The sequence below is a fragment of the Hymenobacter ruricola genome (assembly GCF_015694525.1).
Lineage (GTDB): Bacteria > Bacteroidota > Bacteroidia > Cytophagales > Hymenobacteraceae > Hymenobacter > Hymenobacter ruricola.
Map to the genome: position 1 here is coordinate 33,612 of NZ_JADQDM010000011.1, position 21,957 is coordinate 55,568.

Genomic DNA, 21,957 nt, shown 5'->3' on the forward strand with positions numbered 1-21,957 from the left:
CCCGAAAAACCGGCCCGCGGACCCACCCAAATGCTAATTAAGATACGGCGGCTCCAATTCCTGGCCCATGCCCTGGAGCGGGGCGGTGCTGCGCCGGCCGGTGAGGCGCGTGCTGAGGGCCTGCGCCTCGCGGGCACTGAGCACGTTCAGCTCGTGCAGCCAGGCCACCCGGCGCAGCTGCGGCTCGATGAAGCCCAGCGGGTTCACCTGGCCGTATTCGGTGCGCAGGTAGGTTTTGGTGCGACGCTCCAGCTCCGTCACCAGCGCCCGGAACTGCCGGCGCTGCCAGGGCCGGCCGGCCAGCGTGAGGGCCAGGTGCGCCGTCTGGAGGCGAAACGTGAACCACTGCTGCTCAAACCGCAGCCACAGCGACAGCGCGTTGACGCCCGCCACCAGCCACCACACCGCCAGCGACAGCCCCGCCTCGCCCGTGGCCAGCCACGCACGCCACGGCCCGTAACCGATGAACACCAGCAGCAGGCCCGTGAGCAGCAGCTGGTTGGTGGGCACGTAGCGGTGCTCGCCCGCTTTCACGGGCAGAATTTCCTCGTAGGGAACTTCGGTTTCGAGGGTGGCCACGCCTTGCGGGTTGCGCTTGCACACGTACAGGCTCTCGGCCCGCAGGGCAATGTGGGTGGAGCCCAGAAAAAGTTGTTTTTGGGTGAAAATCATTCCGGAAATGCGGTAGAAGGCCGACGCAGCGGCAAAAGTCGGAAAGTGAAAACGCGTGCTTATTGAAACGGGCTCGGCGTGAAGCACAGCACAAAAATAGCCACCAGCACCCAGCCCAGCACCTTGCGGCCGAGGCCCAACGGCCGCTCGTCGGGCGCGGGCGGATGGTAAATGCCGGTGAAGCGCCCCAGCAGCAGCCCAAACACCAGCCAGCCCGGGTTGCCCACCGCGCCCGGAAACGCCGTCGCCCAGCCCAGCTGCGCCGCCCAGATGCCGGCCGCCAGCAGCAGCCCCTGCCGCGGCGCGGGCAGCACCCGCCAGAAAATCAGCGCCAGGTAGCCGGCGTATACCGGCCCGCCATACAGCCAGGTATGCCAGTCGTCGCGCAGCGAGAACAGCCCCAGCCCGGCGTAAAAAACGAAGCCGATGAACAGGAACACCGCCAGCTTATTAAACCACCGCGGCCCCAGCAAGCCGTAGAGGATGTGGCCGCCGTCGAGCTGGCCCAGGGGCAGCAGGTTGAGGGCCGTGAAAAACAGGCTGAGCGAGCCCGCCAGCAGCAGCGGGTAGTGCATCAGCTGGTTGGCGGGAGGCAGCAAGGCGGGGTCGGCAAAAAGACGGGCCAACAGCCGAAACAGCAGCGGCTGAGCCACTTCAAGCGTTTGCTGGTACACCACCGGCCCTCCCACCACGGGGCTCAGGTGCGTGAACCCGTAAATCAGCAGCGGCACCGCCGCCAAAAAGCCGGCCAGCGGCCCGGCCAGGCCGATGTCAAAAAACTCCCGCCGCGAAAAAATTCGCTCCCGGATGCGAATGACGGCCCCAAACGTGCCCAGCCCCATCGGAAACGGAATGTAATACGGCAGCGAAGTCCGCACCCGGTTGCGCCGCGCCGTGAAATAATGCCCGAACTCGTGCACCGTGAGCACGCCCAAAAAAGGCAGCGCAAACCACAGCCCTCGCTTCAGCTCGGCCCACAGCGGGGCGCCCCGCAGCGCAAATACGTCCATCGGCAGCAGACCCACGTCGCCCCGCGTGAGCTGAATTCCGGCCAGCGTGGTGGTGATGAGCGTGACCACAAACAGCCCCAGGTGCACCGCCGCCGTGCGGGCCGGCGACGGCGCGGGCCGCTCGAAGCGCCGAAACAGCGCCCGCGCCGCCAGCAGCCGCGCCCGCGGGGCCGTGGGAACCGGCGGAGCAGCCACGTCGGCCGGAAAGCCGGCCAGGTCGGGGTCAGGCAGGGGTGGGGGCGTATTCTCGGGGAAAGGCACGGAGGGCTTCGGGCAGGGCGGTGGTAAGGGTGAGCGGCGGGGCCAGGTGCAACACCCGCAGCCCCAGCCGGCGGGCCGTGGCCACGTGTTGCGGGCTGTCTTCGATGAACAACACGTCGGCCGCCCGCCAGTTCATTTCGCGCAGCGCGTGGTGGAATATTTCTTCGCCCGGCTTGCGCAGGCCCACTTCCTGCGAGTAAAACACGCGGTCGAGCACGTCGGCAATGCCGTTTTGGAAGCCGTACTTGGTGGCCAGGCGCTGGTTGATTTCGGCGATGTGCAGGGCGTTGGTGTTGCTGAGCAGGGCCGTTTGGTGGCCCTGCCGGCGCAGCTCGCCGATGAGGGCCAGGCGCTCGGCGGGCACGTCGAGCAGCATGGCGTGCCAAGCGGCGTCGAGCTCGGCGTCGGTGGCGTCGAGGTCGTAGGCCTCGCGCAGTCCCGCCCGAAACTCGGCCGCGGACAGCTGCCCGGTTTCAAACCGGTCGAATAGCTCGGCCTGCTGGGCCTGCGAGAAGGCAATGGTGCCGCCGGCGCGGCTCAGGCGGCGCATGGCCGCCGGAGTGGCGTCGTAGTCGATGTCGATGATGACGCCGCCAAAATCGAAGAGCAGATGAGGTAACATGGAGGAGCTTGGTTTTCCGTCCGCGAAGGTCGTACTTTTGCAGCGTTGGAGGGCCGGCAACGGCACGGGTTGAGGTGAAAGATGACTGCCTCCAGCACCGGGCCTATAGCTCAATCGGTTAGAGCAACTGACTCATAATCAGTAGGTCCTTGGTTCGATTCCAAGTGGGCCCACGAAAAACCCCTTCACATCGCTGTGAGGGGGTTTTTTGTTGTTGGACAACAAGTTGAACAACGATTCAGCTTTTTTGCTTGCTTTCACCATTCTTTTTCTAGTCCGACAGCGAAGGAGACCTGTTAGCAGTCACGCCACGATGGAGGAGCTGCCGAGTGAACAGTTGCTAGGCAGCTTAGTTACTACGTAGCTTAGTAAAAAATTTGCTCCTGCACGACCATGGCCACCGCCCCGAAAATTCACTACGAAGCCGAAGAGCCGGCTGCTGAATTCACCGATACCCTGCCTGAAACCGAAGACCGGCATCTCGAATACGACGAGGTGTTCAGCCAGGACGAGGAAACGGCGCCCGTAGTGGTAGTGAGGCCCACGGCCACCACGTTTGCCTACGAACTGGGCCACCGCGTGCAACCCGCGCCCGAAGCGCCCGCGCGGCAGGTGATTTGGCGCGGCCAACTGCGGGAGCGTCGCCCGGAAACGGGCTTGGTGCATCGCGTGAACGTGTACCGGCTCAACGACGGCTTCTGGGATTGCTACCGCGAAGACGAGCTCCAGGCCGCCTAGTGGGTGAGCACCCGACTGCGGAGCAGCACTTGGTGGCCGACGCCATCCTACGCCACCGGCCCTTTGCGCTGGCCGAGGCCCTGCGCTGGGCGCTGTGGGCCGAAGGGGAGGAGGTGCCGGAAGAAGAGCGGGACCAGTTGCAGGCCTACGCCGATGCCATCAGCATCGACATGGTGCCTGACGGCTACCGCCTGGTGCGCCGCGACGAGTGCCGCTGCTGGGCCTCGGGCCGCTGGAGCTATACGCCGAGCCAGACAATCCGCAGCTGCTCACCCAGTGCGAGGTGTGGTATGGGGCCAAGGCCTGGGCCGAATGGCTGCGCCGGGGTGGGGCGCCGAGTGTGTGGTGGGCATGCGTGCCCTGACTCCCTACGGCCTGACTAGCCCCAAGCCCTGCTTGGCGGCTTTCTACGCCCGCCGGATTCGGGACGGTTGTAATTTGTACGAGTTTCAGCTCGGCTACCGGCCAGGCTTCGCACCCGCGCCGCGCCGCAGCTGGTGGCGGCGTCTGTTTGAGAAGTAGCTAACAATAAGCCCTGATTCCCCAACCGGAGCTTGTTTGTATTGCATTACCTATAGCTATAATTGAAATAGACGAAACTCAAGAATTAGTTATATGTTGGCAGCGAGTAGAAAACTAATATGATGCTACATGTATGAAAGCCTGCTTCCTCTTGTTGTTGATTACGCTACTGCGCGTGTATAACGTTGCAGCTCAGCTTACCTGGCTTCCTGGGAAGTCTTTCGACCCAGATGACGCCCCTGTTATATGGGCTTCTCCGCATTACGTTTCCTATCTGGATTGCACCTACAAACAGCTATTAAAGGATTCCAAACAGCCATTGAAAGATTCGAGCAGAATGTGGACTGCGCCAAAAAATACAATAACCGACTGGGCCTCCATCCCAAAACTCTGTGTGCCCATCATCGGATTCCCGGACGATGAGCGCTGGAACAAGGCCGCGTTAATTCACGATGCCTACTGCGGCGATGACAATGTACACGGTGCTTCTTATCACAAAGCACCGTGGCAGGAGGTGCATCGCATGTTCCGCGACGCTTGTTTGAGCGGTGGCACCCCCAAGACGAAAGCGAACATCATGTTCGCGGCCGTGTATTTGTATGGAACAAGAAATAAATGGGTTTTTGATAATGGCTCACCTCGAACCATCAAGTACGAAGATGGGCAAAAGAGCGGGGCGACGGCCGAAGAGAAGAAGGCAGCCAATTTGGACTTGACCATGATTCCAGAAAGCTCTCAAATACAGCAAATGGCGGAAATAGGTCGCTTTGTAGAAGCAAGAGCACATGCGAGTAAAGGCGTTATTGACGAGCCGTATAAAAAGACGTTAGATTCGGTTGCGCATGAATCGCACGAAAATCGTCTAGTTCCTGCACCTACTATAGCAACGTATTATAGCTTCTTCGCAAAAGAAAAGCCGCAACCGCTTGTTCCTTCCAAGGACTTTTTGAGTTGGAAGGAAAAATACCTATTTGAGGTTGCCCAGTATGAGCATTCTTATGCCAGTTCTTTAAAGCAAGAATATGTAGTTGAGGCACAAAACGAGGACAAAAAATACGATTTATCGACTGCAGAAGGGTTGCAAAAGGCAACAGAGGCACGGAAAAAATTGCGTAAACTCTATGAAATAGGGCCACAGATGCCCGGAAAGCCTGCTCTAAAGGCAGCCATAAAGGCGGACCTGAAAGCAGCCCCCAAAGCAGCAGGTCCTATAAAGCGAAAGAAGGGAAAATAATGTTGGGGAGCGCTTCAACGCGAACAGCCCCGGCCTATTGAGGAAACCGGGGCTGTTACGTTATCGCGGATAAGCCCGGTAATACCTTTTATTTCGTTGCCGTGGCTGGTTGTTGTATTCCACCCAGCGGCGGGCCTGCTCCAGCGTGGGGTGCCGGCGGGCCCGGGGCCGGTCAGGCGCCAGCACGGCGCAACCACCGAGCAGCCAGGCACACGCGACGAAGAAGTACTTGGCCATGGTCAGGAAAGCGAAATGCGCAAAAACCAGGAGGGGATGAATTGCTCCTGGGTCAGGCTCTTTTCGGCCAGGCCGATGTAGAAGGTGCCGCGCAGGAACGCGAAGGCTTTGAGCAGCAGCGCTTGGTGCGGGTGGGCGTTCAGCGCGGCCACGGTGCGCGGGCCCACCACGCCGTCGGCCACCAGCTGGGCGCCGCTGGTCACGTTGACGGCCCGCTGCAGGAAGCCCGCGGCGCGGCCGGTGCCGGCGTTGACGCCGAAATCGTAAGCGGCGTTGGCCACGGCCTGATTGGTCACGCCGTCGAGCTTGAGCACGTTCCGGAAGGCCGTTTTGTAGAGCGCATGGGCCAGCTGTTGGAGCTGCGCGTTGGCGTTGGCCGTGCCCGGGAAGCCGGCGTGCCGCTTCAGCTCGTCCACAATGGGCCAGCCGGCCCACTGCGGGAAGTTCTTGCGCGAGACGCCGAACAGGGTCTCGCCGCCGGCGTCGGCGGGGTTGTGGGCGTAGCCGCCCTCGTTGCGGGTGGTGAGGGCGTGGGCGGTGGCGAAGTCGGCCATGTCAGGACACAGTAGGAGCCGGCGGGGTGGAAGATTGGAAAGTGGCATTGCCGGCCACGTCGACGTCGGCTTTCTGGGCTTGAATGGTGGCCGGGGGCGGGGGCGGGCGCCGGGCGAAGCGCGAGCCGAGCACCTTGACCGTGCCGTAGAGCAGCAGCAACTCGGTGATGGCGTTGAGCTTGACGGCCTCGTCGACGGTGAAGCGGCCCGCAGCCAGCATGCACATGATGGAGCCCGACCACACGGCGGCCAGAATCAGGCGGATGCTGAGCCCGCCCTCGCTCTCCACGATGGTGAGGAAGCGCTTGGGCGTGAGCTCGCCTTTGAGCCAGAGCCAGCCGAACAGGCCCAAGGCAATCCAGAGCAGGGCGCGCACCACGTCGACGGCGGCCGTGGGCGAGAGGTAGGCGGAGAAATCGGGCATGCGGAAAGCGGTTAAAGTTGGGCGCCGGCGCTGAAGTCCGGGGGCGTGGTTTTGAAGGAGCCCTGCAGGGCTTCGCCGTAAATCCACTTGTCCCAGGCCGAGAAGGCCCCCGCAGCAGCGTGGCCAGCTGGCCGCGCAGCAGCTTGGTTTCCTCGCTGTTGGTGTGCAGGGTCGTGGTGAGGGGTTCCACCTGCTGGCTGAGCGCCGTGTTGACGGCCGTCACGCTGGCGTGATTGGCCGCGGCCAGGGCCGCGTCGTTTTGGGCGAGCAGGCGCTTGGCGAAAAAGCCGACGATGCCCACGAGCAGCAGCAGGAGCGCGCTGCAAATGGCGAGAAGGGTTTGGGTGGTCGTGGGGTAGGCAGGGAGCGATTAGAAGGGACGGGGGGCGCACGGCTAGGGCACGGTGGCAAGGGTGGTGCCGGCCGGCAGCACCGCCTCCAATTGCTGGCGCAGCACGCCTTCGAGGAAATCGAAAATGGGCACGGCGTTGGCCTGCTCGGGGGTGGCGGCCTGTTCCACCTGCGCCGGCAGGCCGGCCACGTCCAGCGAGCGGCAGGGCCTGCGCGACGCAGGCGCCCTCGCTGGCGTAGTAGGCGACCCCCAGCGTGATGAGCTTCTTGGCGCGCGAATGGCGCACGTCGTTGATGATGGCGTACACCGCCGCGGCGGGCAGCTGCGTGGAGGTGAGGACCGGGGCCGGGGGCGTGACGAGCAGGGGCATGCTACCAGGGGTTTTGCTCGAGGACTTCGAGCGTGGCCGAATAAGAGGGGTTGGCCGCGCGGTTGTCGAGCTTGTAGGCCGCCTCGGCGTACTGCACCAGCGAGAGGCCTTCGCCTTCGGCCAGGTCGACGGTGGCGGCAATCTGATTTTCAGGTAGTAAGACGTGCCGCCGAAGCCCGGCGAGCTTTCCACGGTGTTCTCCGTTTTGGGGTGGTTGTAGAGGCCGTCGACGGCGGCGAACAAATCCAGCTCCGTGCAGGCGGTGTTCAGGACGTTGGCCGTGCGGGCCAGCACCAGGTAGGGGTTCGCCCGCACGCACTGGAAATAGCTGGGCGTTCCTTTCCCTTGAACCCTTGCTCGGACCCTTGCCAGACCTGGACCTTACCGGGATTCATTGGGTCATTGTTGGCGGCGAGTCTGGCCGTAAGCCCCGGCCGATGAAAGAAGAGTGGGGCGAGGACATCCGCCAGCAGTGCGAAGCAGCTGGCGTAGCATGTTTCTTCAAACAGTGGGGCGGTCGGAATAAAAAGGCAGCGGGCCGCGAGTTGAACGGGCGCACTTACAGCGAAATGCCGGTTGCGCCCAGTTTGCGGCGTGAAATTGTGCTGGCATAGGCATGGCCGAATTAGTGGAGCGTCGTTATATCTATCGAGGCGACCGGCTTACCGATGAAATGCTTATAGCGGATTCGCAAACGGTTCAACCACTATCGACTGACGGCCGTAGGTGGGAGTATGCATCCGTACTCGCTTGATTTACGCACCCGCGTGGCCGCCGCCTGCCAGCAGCCCGGGGCCAAAAAGGCCGCTGTCGCCCGGCGCTTCGGCGTGAGCCGCTCCTTCGTCAAGGACCTGGTACGCCGCCAGGCTGCCACTGGTTCGCTGGCCCCCAAACCGGCTACGGGCGGGCGCGCCCGCTACCTCGACGCGGCGGCCCAGACCTGGCTGGTGGCTTACGTGCAGCAGCACCCGGACGCCACGCTGGCCGAACTCAACCAGGCCTGGCAGGCCACCGGCGGGCGGCCCGTGGGCCAGACCTGTATTTGGCAGGTGCTGGACGAACACGACCTACGCCGAAAAAAAAAGCCCGCACGCGACCGAGCGTGACACCGAGCGGGTGCGCGCCGCCCGGCACCAGCATGTGGAACAGGTCTGCACCCGGCCCGACGTGGCCCGCTTCCACTTTCTGGACGAAACGGGCCTGCGCTTGACCTATGCCCGCACCCACGGCCGCGCCGTCGGCGGGCAGCGCGTCGGCGGGGCCGTGCCGCTGCGCCGCGGCCCCTCGCGGACGCTCATTGGGGCGTTGTCCGTGCGCGGTCTGGGGGCCGTGCAAGTGCTGAACGGGGCGCTGACCCAGCGCAGCTTCGCCTTGTACGTGGCCCATTGCCTGGCCCCGACCCTGCGCCCGGGCGACGTGCTGGTGCTCGATAACCTAGCCGTGCATAAGATAGGTGGCCTGCGCGAGTGGCTGGCTGCGCGCGGCGTGGACGTCGTTTTTCTACCCCCTTACTCGCCTGACTTTTCGCCCATCGAGCAAGCCTGGAGTAAGCTCAAAACCAAGTTGCGCACGTGCGCGGCCCGCTCCTGCGAAGCCCTGCAGGCCGCCCTGCACGAAGCCGTCGACTGGATTACCGGTCAAGACGCCCGAAACTGGTTTGACCACTGCGGTTACCACACCCAACCCGCCTGAAAAGTGGGCAAACCGTTCGCGAATCCGCTATAGGGGTAGGGACACAGTTGTATTTGAGCCACTTCCGACGCAGTTCCTGAACATATGCCTCATCTTGGGCAGTATCCGTAAACTGTTGTTCCGTATCAACGCACTTATAGCATTGGCTATGAACAGTGAACTCCTGTCCCCGAAACTTAACAGTGTCGCTTACTTCAACGATACGGGTTTCGCCACCCGTGAAGGGGCTGCGGGTTTTCGTCATATTGAGTTCTTAAGAAAGTAGGTAGATGAGTTTGTGGAGGGCGCGGTGAAACGAAATGCAAATTGGGGCGTCGTTATGCTCACCAAACTGAATTTTAACGTATACCTCAACCTTTTTTACTTTGACACCGAAGACCCAAAGAGTTCGACCAGCTGCGGCCTCTTGAGGTTTATCAGATTCCAAGAGTTGGCAAGCATCAGAGGCCTTCAGGTCACGAATCTTTTGCCACCTCTTCTGTGCGGTGATATCTAAATCGGCCAGTGCTTGCCGATTTTCCGGACGGGGCGCAATGAGGATGCCATCAGAAACGCCGCCGGCGTTGGTGTCCATCTTAATGGGAAGACTTTCCAGAAATAACCGGACTTCATCTGGGGTCGGTGGTGGGAGTGGGGATGCCAAAGGTAGACAATTGCTTACATGAAACGCAACGAATTCGTTGCGTTTTTATACAAAGGTTTTAATGTTAGGTATTTTTGACCGGTTCCAACTGTAATGCTTGCTAAGGTGACCGGGAATGATACAAGAGCAATGTTAATCGTCAAAATAGCCTGAAAATCAAAATGAACAATGCTTGCACAGCTCAAGCATTGGCTCAGCGCACTCTATATAGCTCTAAGTGCTGGCTTGTTGAAAGTTCAATAGTTAGCAAAAGATTTAGAATATTACCCCACCCCACCCGGCGGGGCATTTTGCTACCTTGCCCCCATGAAATACCTGCTCCTGCTGGCGGCCTTCCTGAGCCTGCCACTCTACCCTTCCGCCCAATCCACTCACCCCCGCACGACCCATAAAAAGGTGGTGCACCACGCCGGGGCAAAAGTCAAGGCAAAGACCAAAGCCAAAGCCAAAGCCTCCACGGGCCCGAAGGTGTACTACTGCAACAGCGGCAACACGGTCAAGTACCACGCCACGCCCGGCTGCCGGGGCCTGGCCCGGTGCGGCCGTGGTGCCCATCTCCCTGGCGTCGGCCCAACAACGGATGGACCCGTGCAAGTGGTGTTATTAGGCTACCTTGCCGCGCCCGTTGGAGGCGGTGCTCCCGGGGGCGTAGGGTGTCTCGGGAGCAGGGTGGACGGCTAAGCTGGCCGAGCTGTTGCGCCCGTTTCCTACCTTGCCCGCTCAATCTTTTCTACCGCCCCCTTACCCTTCTACCCCATGCTCCACACCGCTCCCCTGAACGTTCGCCGGGAAGGCAATTACGTGCGCCTCGACGACGCGGAAGAAGTCATCGGCTGGTGCCAGGCCTTCGGCTGCACCGCCGCGCAGCTGCGCCAGGCCGTCGCCGCGGTGGGCCCCGCCATCGCCGACGTGTACCGTTACCTGCGGGCGTTGACTTAACTGGCCGCGCCCTAAGCGAAGAAAGGGGAGTAGCCACAACGCCACCCCGGGCCTACCTTTGCCAACACGGCGGGGCGTGCCCCGGCCGCTACGTGTTGTCTGCTTAGGATGAGCCACTTCCTCCCGCTTCGCCGCGCCGCCGCGCCCCTGCTGCTGGCCGCCGCTTCCCTGACCGCGCAGGCCCAATCGACCGGCTTGGGCATTGGCATCGCCACCCCCCGCGCCGGCCTCGACGTGGACCACAACAACGGCGTGCTCTCGACGGGCACCTTCGGCACGGGCACCATTCCCGTGCAGGGGGCCGGCACCCGCCTGCTGTGGTACCCCGCCAAAGGGGCCTTTCGGGCGGGCACTGTGGACAACTTCGCGAACACCTTGGGCTTGCCCGCGCAGACGAACGGCGGCACGGCCAGCACCTGGTGGGACGACGCCAACACCGGCAACTACTCGGCCGCCTTCGGCTACGCCTGCCGCGCCAGCGGCGACTACTCCCTGGCGGCCGGCTACGGCACCTCGGCCGCCCAAACTTCGGCGTTCGCCTATGGCTACGAGTGCACCGCCAGCGGGGCCGCTTCCGTCGCGCTGGGCTACGGGGCCCACACCAACGCCCGTCAGGGCAGCTTCGTCTTTGCCGACCGCTCGTCGACCGGCCTCTTCCGCGCGCCCGTCAATCACTCGGCCAACTGGCGCGTGACGGGCGGCTTCCGCGTCGTGACCGACGGCAGCGGCACCGATTCGTACGCGCCCGCGCGCGGCGTGAGCATCCTGCCGTCTTCGGGCACCGGCGGTCCCACCGACTGGGGGCAATTCGCGAGCACGACGCTGATTGCCACCTCCACCGGGGCGTACCTGAGCAACGGCGGCACCTGGACCAATTCTTCCGACCGCCACAAGAAGCACCGGTTCGAGGCCGTGTCGGGCGAAGACGTCTTGCGCCGCCTGCGCCAGGTGCCCATCACGCGCTGGAGCTACAAGGCCGACGCGCCCTCGGTGCGCCACCTCGGCCCCATGGCCCAGGATTTTCGCAATGCCTTCGGCCTGGGCGCCGACAGCGTGAGCATCGGCACCGTCGATGCCGACGGGGTGGCCCTGGTCGGCGTGCAGGCCCTGGAAGCGCGCACCCGCGCCCAGGCGGCCGAAATCACCGCCCTGCGCGCCCGCCTGGAGGCCCTGGAGCGCCGCGCCGCCACCCCGGCCACGGGTTTCAATGCCCTGGCCCAGCTGCCGCTGGCCGCTGGCCTGCTGGGGGCCGGCTTGGTGCTGGCGTTCCGGCGTCGGCGGAAGGCGGCGTAGCCTTCTCCAACTAGCCCCGCCCCATCCAGCGGGGCTTTTCGCTACCTTGCTGGCCGCCCGGCAGCGAATGCCCCCGCGTCCCCGTGCCCGCACCCCGACCGCACGCCCCTGACGCACCCCGCCGCTTGGTCGCCCCACTGTCCCGCCCCATGCCCTGGCTTCCGCTCCTGCTTTCCCTCGTTCCGGTGCTCTGGGGCGCACAGATGGTCACCGAAATGCGCTTGGCCCACCGCCTGCGCCGGGTAGGGGTGGAGGTGGCCGGGCGCGTCGTGCGCCGGCGCCCGCTGCGCGGCATCGACCACTTCCACTACGCGCCTGTCGTTCGCTTCACCACGCCGGCCGGGCAGGTGGTCACCGCCGAGAGCGCCGGCCACGCCATCGGCCTGCGCTTCCGCACCGGCGACGCCGTGCGCCTGCGCTACGACCCCGCCGAGCCGACGCGCTTTCTGCTGGCGGCCGAGTGGGGCAACGGCAGCCGGTACGCCCGGCTGGGCATTGCCGGCGCGTTGCTGGCCGGCCTGTGGCGGTGGGGGTGAGCCCGCTACCTGCAAGCGGTGAAATAACCGGTTGCGCTGCAAGCAAAGAGCGGACGGCCGCAGCTGCGCCTTACTGGCTGAGTTGGCAGAGCCGGGTAAAGCACAGCCCCTGGCGCGTGGTCAGGCACGGCCCGCTCGGGTCGAGGCGCCACTTCATGGGCTTGGCCGCGTTCGGACTGGTCAGCACCAACTGGTCACCCGCCAAGGCCCAGGTGCCGGCCAGTTCCTGCGGGCGGGCGGCGCCGGAGGGGTTGGCGTAACGGAACGTAAAGTCCGGGCGCAGGGTCAGCGTGGGCAGCGCCGTGGCCGGCCCGGTGGCGTGCACGCCGTACGTGCCCGGAACCAGCGTAGGCGGGTTGTCGGCGCGGGAGGCGGAAAGCGCGCCGAGCAGCAGCAGCAAGGCAGGGAACAGACGTTTCATAACAAAGGGCGAACCGGGGAGGTGCGTTCCTCCGCGAGTCCGTAAGCTACGAAAAAAAGCTTGCCGTCCACCGCGTTTGGCCGTCCGCGCCACGAACGAAAAAAGGGACGCCCCTGTCGCACGCAACCGGAAGAACCGCCCGCCCGTAGCCCAACAGCCCCCTTTTCCTTCCTCCCATGAAAAACGGACCCATCTCCCCCCGGCTGCACGGCCTGCTGGACTACGCCCTGGTGGCCGGCCTGCTCGCGTTGCCCACGGCCTTCGGCTTTTCCAAAAAAGTGCGCCGCCTCTACGCCGCCGAAGGCGCGGCCCTGCTCGTCTACGTGGCCCTGACCGACCAGCCGCTGGCCCTCAAGCCGCTCATTCCCTTCCGCGTGCACGGCAAGATTGACCCCTTCAACGTGGCCAATTTTGCCGTGCATTCCCTGCTCAAGCCCTTCCGCAAAGACCCCCGGGCGCAGGCCTTCAACGCCGTCTTCACGCTGGTGTCGGGGGCCACGGTGGCCCTGACCGATTGGGACGGGCCCACCAAGGCGCATCCCGCGGGACAGTAGCCCCGAACCGATGAAGCCCCGCCCACCCGGCGGGGCTTCCGTTTTTTCGGAAGCATACCAATGAATTATGTGAATTTTATATATTTGCTGCTCGCCCTGCTCGAAAACAAACTGCCCTAATGACGAGTTTATTAGCTCCCGCGACCCGCTATTCGGGCCCGCGCCCGAACCCGGAAATGACCCAGGATTTTACGTTGTGGAAGCACCAGGTGCGCCGGGCCATTGCCGGGCTGTGCGCGTTTGCACCGCCGGCCGGCCCGGGCTTCCACGCCGCGTTGCAGCACCTCTACGCCGAGAGCCACTTCGCCGAGTTCATGGCCTTTCAGGGCTGGCGCCAAGCCGGCCTAACCGAAGAGGCGGGCCGGGCCCTGCGGACCCTGCAAGCCCAGCTGGACGCCTACGACGAGCCCGACACGGACGTGGCCATCCTCGCCGACCCCTGCTGGTGGGCCATCCTCGGGCGGGCCGTTGAGGCCGCGGCCGTGCTGGCCTAGGCGTAGCGTCTCGGCTTCCTATCTTGGGGGCATGAACCTGACCCTGCGCCAGCACCTGGACAAACCCACCAAGGACGGCCGCTGCTACCTGTTTCTGGACGTGACCTGGCCCCCGAGAAACCGGGCCACGCTGCCCACCGGCGTCAAGTGCCTGCCCGAGCATTTCAAGGCCGACAAAGCACGCCCCGTTTCCACCAAAGACCCCGACGCGGCCCGGCTCAACGCCAAGCTCAACACCCTGCGCGCGAACGTGCTGCAAACAGCCGCCAAGGCCGAAGTGGACGGCGTGGTCCTCTCGGTCGAGTTGTTGCGCACCGGCATCGGCCGGGCCAAGCCCGTCGCGGTGAAAGCGGCCGACGCCGTGCCGGTGACGCCCGCCGAGTTCTACGCCCGCTGGCAGGCTGACAACCCCGGCCAGACGCCCAACAGCGCCCGCCGCTACCGGCAAGTGGTGGGCCACCTCGAAGCGTACCAGTCGGGCTGGTCCGTGCTGGAACTCACCCGCAAGGACTTGCTGGAGTACCTGGCCCACCTGGCCACGCTGGGGCTGGTCGACAGCACGGTGAGCAAGCACGTCAAGTTTCTGCGCGTGTGCTTCCGGCTGGCCGGCAAGGCCGCGCCCACTTAGCTCAAGCTGCAGACCCGCTACGGCCGGGCCCCGGCCCTGCGCGCCGAGGAGTTCCGGGCGCTGCTGGCCCTCGACCGGCTGGAGCCGGACCTGGCCCACGAGCGGGACCTGTTCGCGTTGCAGACGCTGTTGCTGTTGCGCGACTCCGACCTGCGCGCCCTGCGGCCCCACCACGTCGAGCCCGTGGCCCTGCCCGGCGGCACCGTGCCGGTGGTCACCTTTCGCCAGGCCAAAACCGGCGACGAGGTGCGCCTGCCCTTGCCCCCGGCGGCGGCGGCCATTTGGCACGCCCACCGGGGCGCCCTGGCCGTGCCCACGCAACAGCAGCGCAACCGCCGCATGAAGCAGCTGGCCCGCGTGGCGCAACTCACCCGACCCTTCGTGCGGGTGCAGTACGTGCGCGGCGAGCCCACGGAGCAGGTGCTGCCCCTCTACCAAGTCGTCACCACCCACACGGCGCGCCACACCGGCGCCGACCTGCTCATGCTCGGCTCGGGCGGGGATTCCAACCTGAGGGAAAAGGCCCTGGGCCACGCCGGCGTCTACGGCCACGACGCGCTGGAGCGCTACGGCCCCGCCCTGCTACAGGCCTGGGCGGCCGTGTTGTCCGAACCGAAAACGGACAACACAAGAGCCGATACCGGGCCCCGTGCTGCACCGAGCCGGGCCTGCGTGGCGGTGCCGGTGCGCACGATTGGGCAGTACAAGCTACCGCAGCTTACCAAATAGCTGACGCCAGTTAGGCCCACAGAAAAGCTTCTCACGTAGCATGGGGGGCTTTTTTATGGCAATACACCCAAAAAGGGGAATGCTGCAAAGAGAAGTAGAAGAACGATGCCCTCGATGGTTCCGTCGGCTTTTGCACGGGCCCGATGTTGCAGTTGGCTCAAAGGGGAGGGCGCTGACAAGAGCCAACAATGTAGGATGCGGCCACCATTCTAAGCAATCAAACGAAGCTTACCACGCGGGTAATCCTTGTTGGTTTCTCCCCAGCGAAATGGCTAGGCCAACCGCCCCGGCATAGAAACCACGCAGCTAAAACGCTAGGGCACCAATGGCAGCTCAGCCAAGGTGCCGCAACAATTCTGACCTGGGCCCTAGGGCCTTTCATGCGGACTATGCCCTGACTATCTGATAATTCAACTTTCCGACTTCGGAAACTAACCGGGGCTTTGCGTCGAAGGAGAAACAGCCCCTAAGCAAACGAAAGCCCGACGGCATCCGTCGGGCTTTCGTTTGCTTAGGGGCTGCGGTGTTCGCCGTTTGGCCAGCAACCGGCGTCGCGCGAGGCCAAGGCCCGCCAGCCGCGGGTGAAGAGAGGGAACCTGTAGCCACGAAAAAGCGCCGGCTTCAGCGGCGTTTGCGGCCACCCAGGATGCTGCGGGTAGGGCGGGCCCCCGCCCGGGCCTGGTTGGCGCGGGGCTGGTCGGCGGCGCTGGTGCCGTGGTCGAGGTCGCGCTCGGGCAAGCCGGTGGGAAAGGTGGGGCTGGTGGTGCCGCCGAGGTGCTTGTCGGTGTAGCCGTTGGGGTAGGCGGGCACAGCCGGCGCCGGCACCGCGCCGGATTGGGCCGGCAAACCCGTCGTCTGGGGCACGGGCGGCGTGGCCGGCTTTCGGGGAGCCTGGGCCACGGCGGGGCCAGCGGCCAGGGCAAGCAGGGAGGCGAGCAGGAGAAGACGCATAAGCAAGGGCTGAAGGCCAGAGCACGTCTGGCCTCCATCTTATACGACAACTCCGCCCAACGGGCCATGTGCCGCCCACCCGGCGGGGCTTTTTGTGGGCGCTAGTCCCTGGGCTCCGTACCTTAACGGGCATGAAGAACCTGCTCCTGGCCGCGTTGCTGCTGCCCGCCGGCGTGGCCGGCGCCCAAACCACCGCGCCCACGCCGCCCGCCGACGAGCTACGCCAACGCATTGCCCGCCTGGATACGGAGATGTTTGCGGCCTTCAATGCCCACGACGTGCCGAAGCTGATGGGCTACTTTGCCCCCGACCTGGAATTTTACCACGACAAAGGCGGCCTGGCGGGGTACGCCCAAACGCAGCAGGGCTTTACCCAGATGAGCAAGCAGTCCCCGGACATCCACCGGGAGCTGGTGCCCGGCAGCCTGGAAGTGTACCCCATCCCCGGCTACGGGGCCATCGAGGTGGGGGCCCACCGCTTCTGCCACACCGAGAACGGCAAGGCCGATTGCGGCACGTTTCAGTTCACCATGCTCTGGCAACAGAAAGACGGGGCGTGGCGGGTGGCCCGCGTGGTGAGCTACGGCCACTAGCTGCGTTTGGTGGAGTGGGGCTTTTTCGGAACGGAAGCGAGAACGCTCCGTCCGAGGTTTTTCCAGGCCGCGCTATTTGCCAAATAAGGAAGCCAGGCAGCGGTGCAGGCCTTCGACGAGGAGGACGTGGTCCACGTCGGCGTGGCCGGCCAGGTACCCGGCGAGCCGCTCGACATAGTCGCGGCAGCCCGCCACCTCGTTTTGCAGGCCCGGCCGTTGGGCTTCGATGTCGTTCAGGTGGGCGGGTAATTCCTGCACCAATTGGCGGAAGGCCGCCGGCGCAAGCGGGGGGTGCAACAGGGTGCGGTGCGTGATGCGCAACCGCTCATAAGTGGTGAGGAGCATGAGGGGAAGGGAAGGATTGGCGGCGGAATTACAATCCCCGTGCCAAGGGAGTAAAACATGCATCCACGCCTTCCTGTGGGCTTTTGGCGTAGCTTGCCGGCATGACGCTCGAACAATTCCTCGCCTTGCCGCCCGACGACCTGCCGCAGCTGGTGCAGGCCTGGGGCCTGTACCTGGGCATGTGCCGCCGCGCAACAACCGCCGTGTTTCTCTACCGCTACCCCGGGCCCGGCCGGGGCTTTTTCGTGGAGCTCCACCAGAACCGTACTACGGCCGCGCCGCCGCGGGTGCGGGCCTTCGCCAGCGAGCTGCCGCTGGAATCGGACTTGTCGCAGTGGGTTCCGGCGGAGGTGGAAAGCGAATGACGCCCACGCCAGGCGTCGCAAGCAGGACTTTTGCTTGCCGGGAGCCGGAGCACCGGCCCTCGTCGTATATCCTGCGCCGCCGGCCGCGGCTGCAGTAGAGGTGCTGCTTGAGGGCAGGTGGTTAGTAGCAAAGCCGTGGGCACTGGCTTCCGCGCGATGCCGCGATGTGTGGCCGCATCCCCGTAGAAATACGCGTTTTGGCAAGCCCCGTACTTCTACGCTGGTGCCGGCGGCTGGCCCCGGCGTCCTTTGCGGTTGCCAATCGCAGCACATTCTACCGCCTCGCGCAGCAATGGGCGTCTGCCCCGCCCAATGATGTCTACCCCATCCCAGTCAACAAAAAGCCCCGGTTGCTACAGCCGGGGCTTTTTTGCGGGCCATTATTCCCACTTAGGTAGTTTGAGAGCACGTTCAAGAGCAGTTGCCGGTTAAAATGTTCGCTGAAGCAAGCCGGCGGGACCGAGCCAGAAAAGCGAAAACTACTTGCCGGACCGTCCGCCTGGGTTAGCGCCCGCCGCTCAGCCCAAGCAGCACCCGGCACACGGCCGCCGCCGGAAGCGCCACGGGAAAAGCGGCGAGCAGCCGGGTCCACGGCGGCAGCTCAATGCCGAGCAAGAGCCGGGCATACAGCGGCGTGGCCTGAAAAAGAAAGCTGATGTCCAGGGTTTTGGCCGTCACGCCCAGCTGCGAGAGCTTGAGGTAGGCCGCAATCACCGGAAGGAACAGCAGCACGCACAGCCAGTACCCAGCGCAGAACTCGCAGCGCGGGCCCAGCCAAGCGGGCCGGTGCGCGGCCCAGGCCCGCCGCCAGCCCCAGCGCTCGAAGCAAAACAGGAGGGAAGTCGCGGTGAGGCCCACCAAAAGCACAAGGGAAAGAAGCTGAGGAAGCATTTTTGCGGGCAGAAAGGAGAAGCAAAGTAAGCCCCCGCCCCGGAACCGTCAGCGGGTGCGACTGGCGGGCGGGGATGGGGTTCGGTTGCCCAGCACCCGCCCCACCTTGGTGGGGTTGACGAAGGGCACAGCGCGGCCCGCCCGGCCGGGCGAGGTGGTGTCCGGCGCGGGGGCCGCGGGGACCGGTGGCGGGGTAGTAGCGGGCGCATCGTGGGCCACCGGCGAGTCGTTGCAGGCGCCGAGCGTGCCGGCAGCTGCGAGCAGCAGGGCCGCAAGGAAGGGGTTCATGGGCAAAGGCATGGGTTTCCCTTTCAACGGGCCGGACGGGCCGGGAGTTAGGAAAAAGCCATTTGATGCTTTTCTGGCGTTGCTTCACCCAGCCGTTCGCACCGTTGCACCGATTTCGCGCTGGCGACCGGGCGGGGCAAGCTCCGTCCCTACGTCATTCCGGCCTTCCGCGCCTTCGCGTGCTACTATTCTACCCGGCGCAGTCCCAGTACACCAATGATAATGAGGCTGGTAAAGAACACGCTCTGCCACGAAAACGGCTGCTTCAAGTACAGGGTGTCGACCAGCTTGATGCCGACCACGGCCAGCGCCATCCAGGCCGAATAGGCCGTGGCGGTGGGAATGTCGCGCATGGCCAGCGACAGAAAATACACGTTGGCCAGCCCGAAGCCCACGTAGGCCAGCAGCGGCAGCACCGGCAGCAGCAGCGCGGGCTGCCCCAGGCTGTGCGCCCAGGCGATTTCCTTGATGCGCTGCATGCTCAGCGCCTTGAGGCTATACGTCCAGCAAACCTCCATGAAAGAGGCCAGAAACAGGGAAAACCAGGGATTGAGCAAGGCTAGCGGGAAAGGGCGGCGGAGGGGGAGGAAGCGGTTTCGGCGGCCGGTGCCGTGGCCGGCGCGGCGCCAAAATTACCGCCCGGGCGCTGCGCTGGGATGGTTTCGGCGTAGGGCTCGGGCACAGGCCAGCCGTGCAGGGGCTTCAGGGCCGGCACGCGGTTCGTCAGCTTGGTGAGCAGGCGCCCGCGGATGCCGTGGTAGGCGCGGAACAGGCGGGAGCGTCGGGCCAATTCTTCTTCGCTGAACCGGGCCACGGAAAAGACGTGCTGGCTGAAATAGTCCTTCGGGAAAACGTAGGGCAGGCCCCACTTCTGCGGCTTGCGGCCATCGGGCAGGTAGGCGGTGCCAAACATCCAGTCCCAGAAGGCAAACTTGGTCGAGAAGTTGGCATAAAACACCTCCTCGTGGTCGGCGTGGTGCCAGAGGTGCATCTCGGGGCCGTTGATGAAGTATTGCAAGCGGCCCGAGCGCACGTCCACGTTGCAGTGAATCCAGATGCCCCACACGGCGTCGATGCAGGCTTTGATGGGCACCACCATGGGGTTGGCGCCGAGCAGAATGATGGGCGCAAACTCAATGGTTTGGTTTATCAGAATCTCGACGGCGTGCGAGCGGGAGCCCGCCAGCCAGTCTACCTGCTTGCCGGAGTGGTGCGCCTCGTGGGTGCGCCAGAAAAACGGGCTGCTGTGCTGAAACCGGTGAAACCAGTAGATGTAGAAGTCGTGGGTAATCACGAAAAACAGCACCTGCACCCAAATGGGCCACCCGGTTACAAAATGCAGCTTCGAGAACCCAAAATGCTGGTCGAGCGGCTGAATGATGTAATCAAAGATGATGATTTTCAACGCGAAGCTCTGCACGAAGGTGTAAAGCACCAGGTCCGTCCAGAAGCCCTCGCGGAAAAACGGCAGGCCCTTCCGGTACGGGATGATGCGCTCCAGCGTAATCACGATGGCCACCCAAATCAGCAGTATGGCCGTGGTGATGAGTTCGACGTGCGGCATAGCGTGAGGGATGGAGTAGTTTTAGCTGTCATCCTGAGCGTAGCGAAGGACCTTATTACGTCTGAACAACTCGTTCGAGCGGGATAAGGACCTTCGCTACGCTCAGGATGACAAACGATTTAAGGGCAGCAGTTCAACCCGAACACGCTATTCCTGGTTCGGCGCCAGCTCGCGGCGCAGGCGGCGGCGGGGCTCCAGCTCGGAGTCGTACACCACCTTCACGCCGTCGCCGAGGGCTTCTTCCACGTCGCGGATGTCGCGCACGAGCTTGGCCAGGCCACCCGGCTCCACGCTGGCGGCGTGGTCGGAGCCCCACATGGCGCGGTCGAGGGTGAAGTGGCGCTCCACGAAGCTGGCGCCCAGGGCCACGGCGGCCACGGTGGTGGCCAGGCCCGTTTCGTGGCCTGAGTAGCCGATGGGCGTGGTCGGGAACATGGCCTGCAGGGCGGGCACCATGCGCAGGTTCAGCTCCTGCGGCGGGCAGGGGTAGGAGGAAGTGGAATGGGCCACCATCAGCTTGTCGAGGCCCACCCACTGCACGGCCTGCGTGATTTCGTTGAGCGTGCTCATGCCGGTGCTCAGCATCAGCGGGCGGCCGGTGGCGCGCACGCGGTCAAGCAGGGGCTTGTCGGTGAGGGAGGCCGAGGCCATTTTATAGAGCACGGGGTTGAATTGCTCCATGAAATCAACCGAGGGCTCGTCCCAGCACGAGGCAAACCAGTCGATGCCCAGGGCCCGGCAATAGTCGTCGATGGCCGTGTATTCGGCCTGCCCAAACTCGGTTTTGCGCTTATAGTCGATGTAGCTCATTGTGCCCCAGGGCGTTTCGCGCTGCTTTTCCCACTGGTCTTTGGGCACGCACAGCTCGGGGGTGCGCTTCTGGAACTTCACGGCGTCGCAGCCGGCCCTGGCGGCCTCGGCGATGAGCTGCTTGGCCAGGTCGAGCGAACCGTTGTGGTTGATGCCGATTTCGGCGATGATGTAGGCGGGGTGGCCGGCGCCAATAAAGCGGTTTTTGCGAATTTCAACAGCTTGCATAGTGCGAAGGGTTGGGTTGTAGCGCAGGTTGCTACCTGTGCCTGGTGAAGGTAGAGGCGCATACTTGCGTCTCGTCGTTGAACGAAATCGTCCAACAATGTGCCCGGCAGATGTTCAACAACGAGACGCAAGTATGCGCCTCTGCATCCGTCGATTGTAAGGATTTAAATAGCGGTCCAGCCGCCGTCCACCACTAGGTTGGCCCCGGTCATGTAGGCCGAGGCGTTGGAGGCGAGGAACACGATGGCGCCCTGGTAGTCGGTGGCGGCGGCCATGCGGCCCAGGGGCGTTTTGGCGCTGTATTGCTTGATGAAAAATTCGTCCTGGCTGTTTTCCACGCCGCCGGGCGAGAGCGTGTTCACGCGCACGCCGTCCTTGCCCCAGTAGGCGGCCAGGTAGCGGGTGAAATTCACCACGGCGCCCTTGGTCATGGGGTAGGAGGGTGATTTGTAGAAGGTTTGCTCGCCGGCTTCGTTGCGGTAGATGCTCTGGTCGGGGCCCACGATGCCGTAGGTGCTGGCCACGTTGATGATGCTGCCGCTGCCCTGCCGCGCCATGGGCGTGCCGAACACCTGAGCCGCCAGAAACACGCCCGTCACGTTCACTTCCAGCACTTGTTGAAACGTGGCCAGCGGGAAGTTCTCGAACTTGCTCAGGTCAGCCGCGAGCGCGGGATTCTCAAACATGTCGTTGATAGCGGCATTGTTCACCAGCACGTCGATGTGGCCAAAGCGGGCCAGAATCTGGTCGCGCGCCGCGGCCAACGACTCCGGGCTGGTTACATCGACGGCCAGGGCCAGATGCTGGGCCGCGCCGCCGGGTAGTTGCTCGGCCAGGGCCTGGCAGGCCGCCAGGTCGCGGTCGGCCAGCACCACGTTGGCGCCGGCCTGGGCCAGGGCCTCGCAGTGGCGCCGCCCGATGAGGCCGTGCGCGCCCGTGACGATGGCCGTTTTGTTGGTGAGGGAGAAGAGGTTCAAGGTGTGTGGAAAGGTTTTTT

At 64.2% G+C, this 21,957-nt stretch carries 31 protein-coding genes, 1 tRNA gene and 1 pseudogene; 16 read left to right on the forward strand and 17 right to left on the reverse strand.

The window, feature by feature from the left end; genetic code table 11:
- Positions 1 to 33 precede the first annotated feature (33 nt).
- From I2H31_RS17985 to I2H31_RS17995, 3 genes are read right to left on the reverse strand one after another with little or no spacing between them, the layout of a single operon-like run.
- Positions 34 to 672, reverse strand: a complete 639-nt coding sequence (locus I2H31_RS17985) for a hypothetical protein (protein WP_196294446.1) — start codon at positions 670 to 672, stop codon at positions 34 to 36.
- A 59-nt stretch (positions 673 to 731) separates the two neighbouring features.
- The gene (locus I2H31_RS17990; protein ID WP_317192240.1) at positions 732 to 1,943 is read right to left on the reverse strand and encodes a site-2 protease family protein; all 1,212 of its coding nucleotides are present in this window, start codon (positions 1,941 to 1,943) and stop codon (positions 732 to 734) included.
- On the reverse strand, positions 1,906 to 2,565 hold the full coding sequence (locus I2H31_RS17995) for an HAD family hydrolase (protein WP_196294447.1): 660 nt from the start codon (positions 2,563 to 2,565) through the stop codon (positions 1,906 to 1,908). The genes I2H31_RS17990 and I2H31_RS17995 overlap by 38 nt, the downstream gene beginning before the upstream one ends.
- 99 nt (positions 2,566 to 2,664) lie before the next feature.
- Here I2H31_RS17995 and I2H31_RS18000 point away from each other — a divergent pair.
- The 3 genes from I2H31_RS18000 to I2H31_RS18010 all read left to right on the forward strand — a co-directional run bounded on the left by I2H31_RS18000 (position 2,665) and on the right by I2H31_RS18010 (position 5,059).
- Positions 2,665 to 2,738 (forward strand) — tRNA-Ile (locus I2H31_RS18000).
- Between the two features lie 220 nt (positions 2,739 to 2,958).
- On the forward strand, positions 2,959 to 3,303 hold the full coding sequence (locus I2H31_RS18005; RefSeq protein ID WP_196294448.1) for a hypothetical protein: 345 nt from the start codon (positions 2,959 to 2,961) through the stop codon (positions 3,301 to 3,303).
- A 655-nt stretch (positions 3,304 to 3,958) separates the two neighbouring features.
- The gene (locus tag I2H31_RS18010; RefSeq protein ID WP_196294449.1) at positions 3,959 to 5,059 is read left to right on the forward strand and encodes a DUF1353 domain-containing protein; all 1,101 of its coding nucleotides are present in this window, start codon (positions 3,959 to 3,961) and stop codon (positions 5,057 to 5,059) included.
- Between the two features lie 60 nt (positions 5,060 to 5,119).
- On the opposite strand, the gene I2H31_RS18015 is transcribed toward I2H31_RS18010, so the two are convergent.
- The 4 genes from I2H31_RS18015 to I2H31_RS18030 all read right to left on the reverse strand — a co-directional run bounded on the left by I2H31_RS18015 (position 5,120) and on the right by I2H31_RS18030 (position 6,815).
- On the reverse strand, positions 5,120 to 5,296 hold the full coding sequence (locus I2H31_RS18015; RefSeq protein ID WP_196294450.1) for a hypothetical protein: 177 nt from the start codon (positions 5,294 to 5,296) through the stop codon (positions 5,120 to 5,122).
- A gap of 2 nt (positions 5,297 to 5,298) precedes the next feature.
- Positions 5,299 to 5,850 carry a glycoside hydrolase family 108 protein gene (locus I2H31_RS18020; protein ID WP_196294451.1) on the reverse strand — a complete coding sequence of 184 codons (552 nt, stop codon included), beginning with the start codon at positions 5,848 to 5,850 and terminating at the stop codon, positions 5,299 to 5,301.
- Between the two features lies 1 nt (position 5,851).
- Positions 5,852 to 6,274 (reverse strand): hypothetical protein, encoded by a 423-nt coding sequence (locus tag I2H31_RS18025; RefSeq protein WP_196294452.1) that lies wholly within the window; start codon positions 6,272 to 6,274, stop codon positions 5,852 to 5,854.
- A gap of 394 nt (positions 6,275 to 6,668) precedes the next feature.
- Positions 6,669 to 6,815 (reverse strand): hypothetical protein, encoded by a 147-nt coding sequence (locus I2H31_RS18030; protein WP_196294453.1) that lies wholly within the window; start codon positions 6,813 to 6,815, stop codon positions 6,669 to 6,671.
- Between the two features lie 516 nt (positions 6,816 to 7,331).
- Between I2H31_RS18030 and I2H31_RS18035 the strand changes: the two are divergent.
- From I2H31_RS18035 to I2H31_RS18045, 3 genes and pseudogenes are all read left to right on the forward strand, one after another.
- Positions 7,332 to 7,610: pseudogene (locus I2H31_RS18035) on the forward strand (DUF5131 family protein); the annotation flags it as partial.
- A gap of 120 nt (positions 7,611 to 7,730) precedes the next feature.
- Positions 7,731 to 8,102: a transposase gene (locus I2H31_RS18040; RefSeq protein ID WP_196294454.1), complete on the forward strand. Its 372-nt coding sequence runs from the start codon at positions 7,731 to 7,733 to the stop codon at positions 8,100 to 8,102.
- A gap of 10 nt (positions 8,103 to 8,112) precedes the next feature.
- Positions 8,113 to 8,688, forward strand: coding sequence for an IS630 family transposase (locus I2H31_RS18045; protein ID WP_196294455.1), 576 nt, complete (start codon positions 8,113 to 8,115; stop codon positions 8,686 to 8,688).
- A 253-nt stretch (positions 8,689 to 8,941) separates the two neighbouring features.
- Here the strand turns inward: I2H31_RS18045 and I2H31_RS18050 are convergent, their stop codons facing one another.
- Positions 8,942 to 9,262, reverse strand: coding sequence for a toxin (locus I2H31_RS18050; RefSeq protein ID WP_196294456.1), 321 nt, complete (start codon positions 9,260 to 9,262; stop codon positions 8,942 to 8,944).
- A 375-nt stretch (positions 9,263 to 9,637) separates the two neighbouring features.
- Here I2H31_RS18050 and I2H31_RS18055 point away from each other — a divergent pair, with 375 nt between their 5' ends.
- From I2H31_RS18055 to I2H31_RS18070, 4 genes are all read left to right on the forward strand, one after another.
- Positions 9,638 to 10,012, forward strand: coding sequence for a hypothetical protein (locus I2H31_RS18055; RefSeq protein WP_196294457.1), 375 nt, complete (start codon positions 9,638 to 9,640; stop codon positions 10,010 to 10,012).
- A 75-nt stretch (positions 10,013 to 10,087) separates the two neighbouring features.
- A complete protein-coding gene (locus tag I2H31_RS18060) occupies positions 10,088 to 10,270 on the forward strand; it encodes a DUF3606 domain-containing protein (protein WP_196294458.1) in 183 nt (60 codons plus the stop codon).
- A 108-nt stretch (positions 10,271 to 10,378) separates the two neighbouring features.
- The gene (locus tag I2H31_RS18065; protein WP_196294459.1) at positions 10,379 to 11,563 is read left to right on the forward strand and encodes a tail fiber domain-containing protein; all 1,185 of its coding nucleotides are present in this window, start codon (positions 10,379 to 10,381) and stop codon (positions 11,561 to 11,563) included.
- Positions 11,564 to 11,712: 149 nt separating this feature from the next.
- Positions 11,713 to 12,099: a DUF3592 domain-containing protein gene (locus I2H31_RS18070; RefSeq protein WP_196294460.1), complete on the forward strand. Its 387-nt coding sequence runs from the start codon at positions 11,713 to 11,715 to the stop codon at positions 12,097 to 12,099.
- Positions 12,100 to 12,169: 70 nt separating this feature from the next.
- On the opposite strand, the gene I2H31_RS18075 is transcribed toward I2H31_RS18070, so the two are convergent.
- Positions 12,170 to 12,520 carry a hypothetical protein gene (locus I2H31_RS18075; protein WP_196294461.1) on the reverse strand — a complete coding sequence of 117 codons (351 nt, stop codon included), beginning with the start codon at positions 12,518 to 12,520 and terminating at the stop codon, positions 12,170 to 12,172.
- A gap of 176 nt (positions 12,521 to 12,696) precedes the next feature.
- Here I2H31_RS18075 and I2H31_RS18080 point away from each other — a divergent pair, with 176 nt between their 5' ends.
- From I2H31_RS18080 to I2H31_RS18095, 4 genes are all read left to right on the forward strand, one after another.
- Entirely contained in the window at positions 12,697 to 13,074 is a 378-nt protein-coding gene (locus I2H31_RS18080) for a hypothetical protein (RefSeq protein ID WP_196294462.1), read from the forward strand.
- Between the two features lie 119 nt (positions 13,075 to 13,193).
- Positions 13,194 to 13,568: a hypothetical protein gene (locus I2H31_RS18085; RefSeq protein ID WP_196294463.1), complete on the forward strand. Its 375-nt coding sequence runs from the start codon at positions 13,194 to 13,196 to the stop codon at positions 13,566 to 13,568.
- Positions 13,569 to 13,599: 31 nt separating this feature from the next.
- A complete protein-coding gene (locus I2H31_RS18090; RefSeq protein ID WP_196294464.1) occupies positions 13,600 to 14,196 on the forward strand; it encodes a phage integrase SAM-like domain-containing protein in 597 nt (198 codons plus the stop codon).
- A gap of 117 nt (positions 14,197 to 14,313) precedes the next feature.
- Positions 14,314 to 14,925, forward strand: a complete 612-nt coding sequence (locus I2H31_RS18095) for a site-specific integrase (RefSeq protein ID WP_196294465.1) — start codon at positions 14,314 to 14,316, stop codon at positions 14,923 to 14,925.
- A gap of 621 nt (positions 14,926 to 15,546) precedes the next feature.
- Here I2H31_RS18095 and I2H31_RS18100 read toward each other — a convergent pair.
- On the reverse strand, positions 15,547 to 15,876 hold the full coding sequence (locus tag I2H31_RS18100) for a hypothetical protein (protein ID WP_196294466.1): 330 nt from the start codon (positions 15,874 to 15,876) through the stop codon (positions 15,547 to 15,549).
- A gap of 131 nt (positions 15,877 to 16,007) precedes the next feature.
- Here I2H31_RS18100 and I2H31_RS18105 point away from each other — a divergent pair, with 131 nt between their 5' ends.
- Entirely contained in the window at positions 16,008 to 16,469 is a 462-nt protein-coding gene (locus I2H31_RS18105) for a nuclear transport factor 2 family protein (protein WP_196294467.1), read from the forward strand.
- A 72-nt stretch (positions 16,470 to 16,541) separates the two neighbouring features.
- Here the strand turns inward: I2H31_RS18105 and I2H31_RS18110 are convergent, their stop codons facing one another.
- Positions 16,542 to 16,814: a hypothetical protein gene (locus I2H31_RS18110; protein ID WP_196294468.1), complete on the reverse strand. Its 273-nt coding sequence runs from the start codon at positions 16,812 to 16,814 to the stop codon at positions 16,542 to 16,544.
- A 101-nt stretch (positions 16,815 to 16,915) separates the two neighbouring features.
- On the opposite strand from I2H31_RS18110, the gene I2H31_RS18115 reads away from it, so the two are divergent.
- Positions 16,916 to 17,179, forward strand: a complete 264-nt coding sequence (locus I2H31_RS18115) for a hypothetical protein (RefSeq protein WP_196294469.1) — start codon at positions 16,916 to 16,918, stop codon at positions 17,177 to 17,179.
- Positions 17,180 to 17,683: 504 nt separating this feature from the next.
- Here I2H31_RS18115 and I2H31_RS18120 read toward each other — a convergent pair.
- From I2H31_RS18120 to I2H31_RS18145, 6 genes are all read right to left on the reverse strand, one after another.
- Positions 17,684 to 18,070 (reverse strand): hypothetical protein, encoded by a 387-nt coding sequence (locus I2H31_RS18120; RefSeq protein WP_196294470.1) that lies wholly within the window; start codon positions 18,068 to 18,070, stop codon positions 17,684 to 17,686.
- Positions 18,071 to 18,118: 48 nt separating this feature from the next.
- Positions 18,119 to 18,358: a hypothetical protein gene (locus I2H31_RS18125; protein WP_196294471.1), complete on the reverse strand. Its 240-nt coding sequence runs from the start codon at positions 18,356 to 18,358 to the stop codon at positions 18,119 to 18,121.
- Positions 18,359 to 18,543: 185 nt separating this feature from the next.
- Positions 18,544 to 18,915, reverse strand: a complete 372-nt coding sequence (locus tag I2H31_RS18130; protein ID WP_196294472.1) for a DMT family transporter — start codon at positions 18,913 to 18,915, stop codon at positions 18,544 to 18,546.
- A gap of 2 nt (positions 18,916 to 18,917) precedes the next feature.
- Positions 18,918 to 19,922: a sterol desaturase family protein gene (locus I2H31_RS18135; protein ID WP_196294473.1), complete on the reverse strand. Its 1,005-nt coding sequence runs from the start codon at positions 19,920 to 19,922 to the stop codon at positions 18,918 to 18,920.
- Between the two features lie 147 nt (positions 19,923 to 20,069).
- The gene (locus I2H31_RS18140) at positions 20,070 to 20,960 is read right to left on the reverse strand and encodes an N-acetylneuraminate synthase family protein (RefSeq protein WP_196294474.1); all 891 of its coding nucleotides are present in this window, start codon (positions 20,958 to 20,960) and stop codon (positions 20,070 to 20,072) included.
- A gap of 164 nt (positions 20,961 to 21,124) precedes the next feature.
- Complete coding sequence (locus tag I2H31_RS18145; RefSeq protein ID WP_196294475.1) at positions 21,125 to 21,937, reverse strand: SDR family oxidoreductase; 813 nt, start codon at positions 21,935 to 21,937, stop codon at positions 21,125 to 21,127.
- Positions 21,938 to 21,957: the final 20 nt, after the last annotated feature.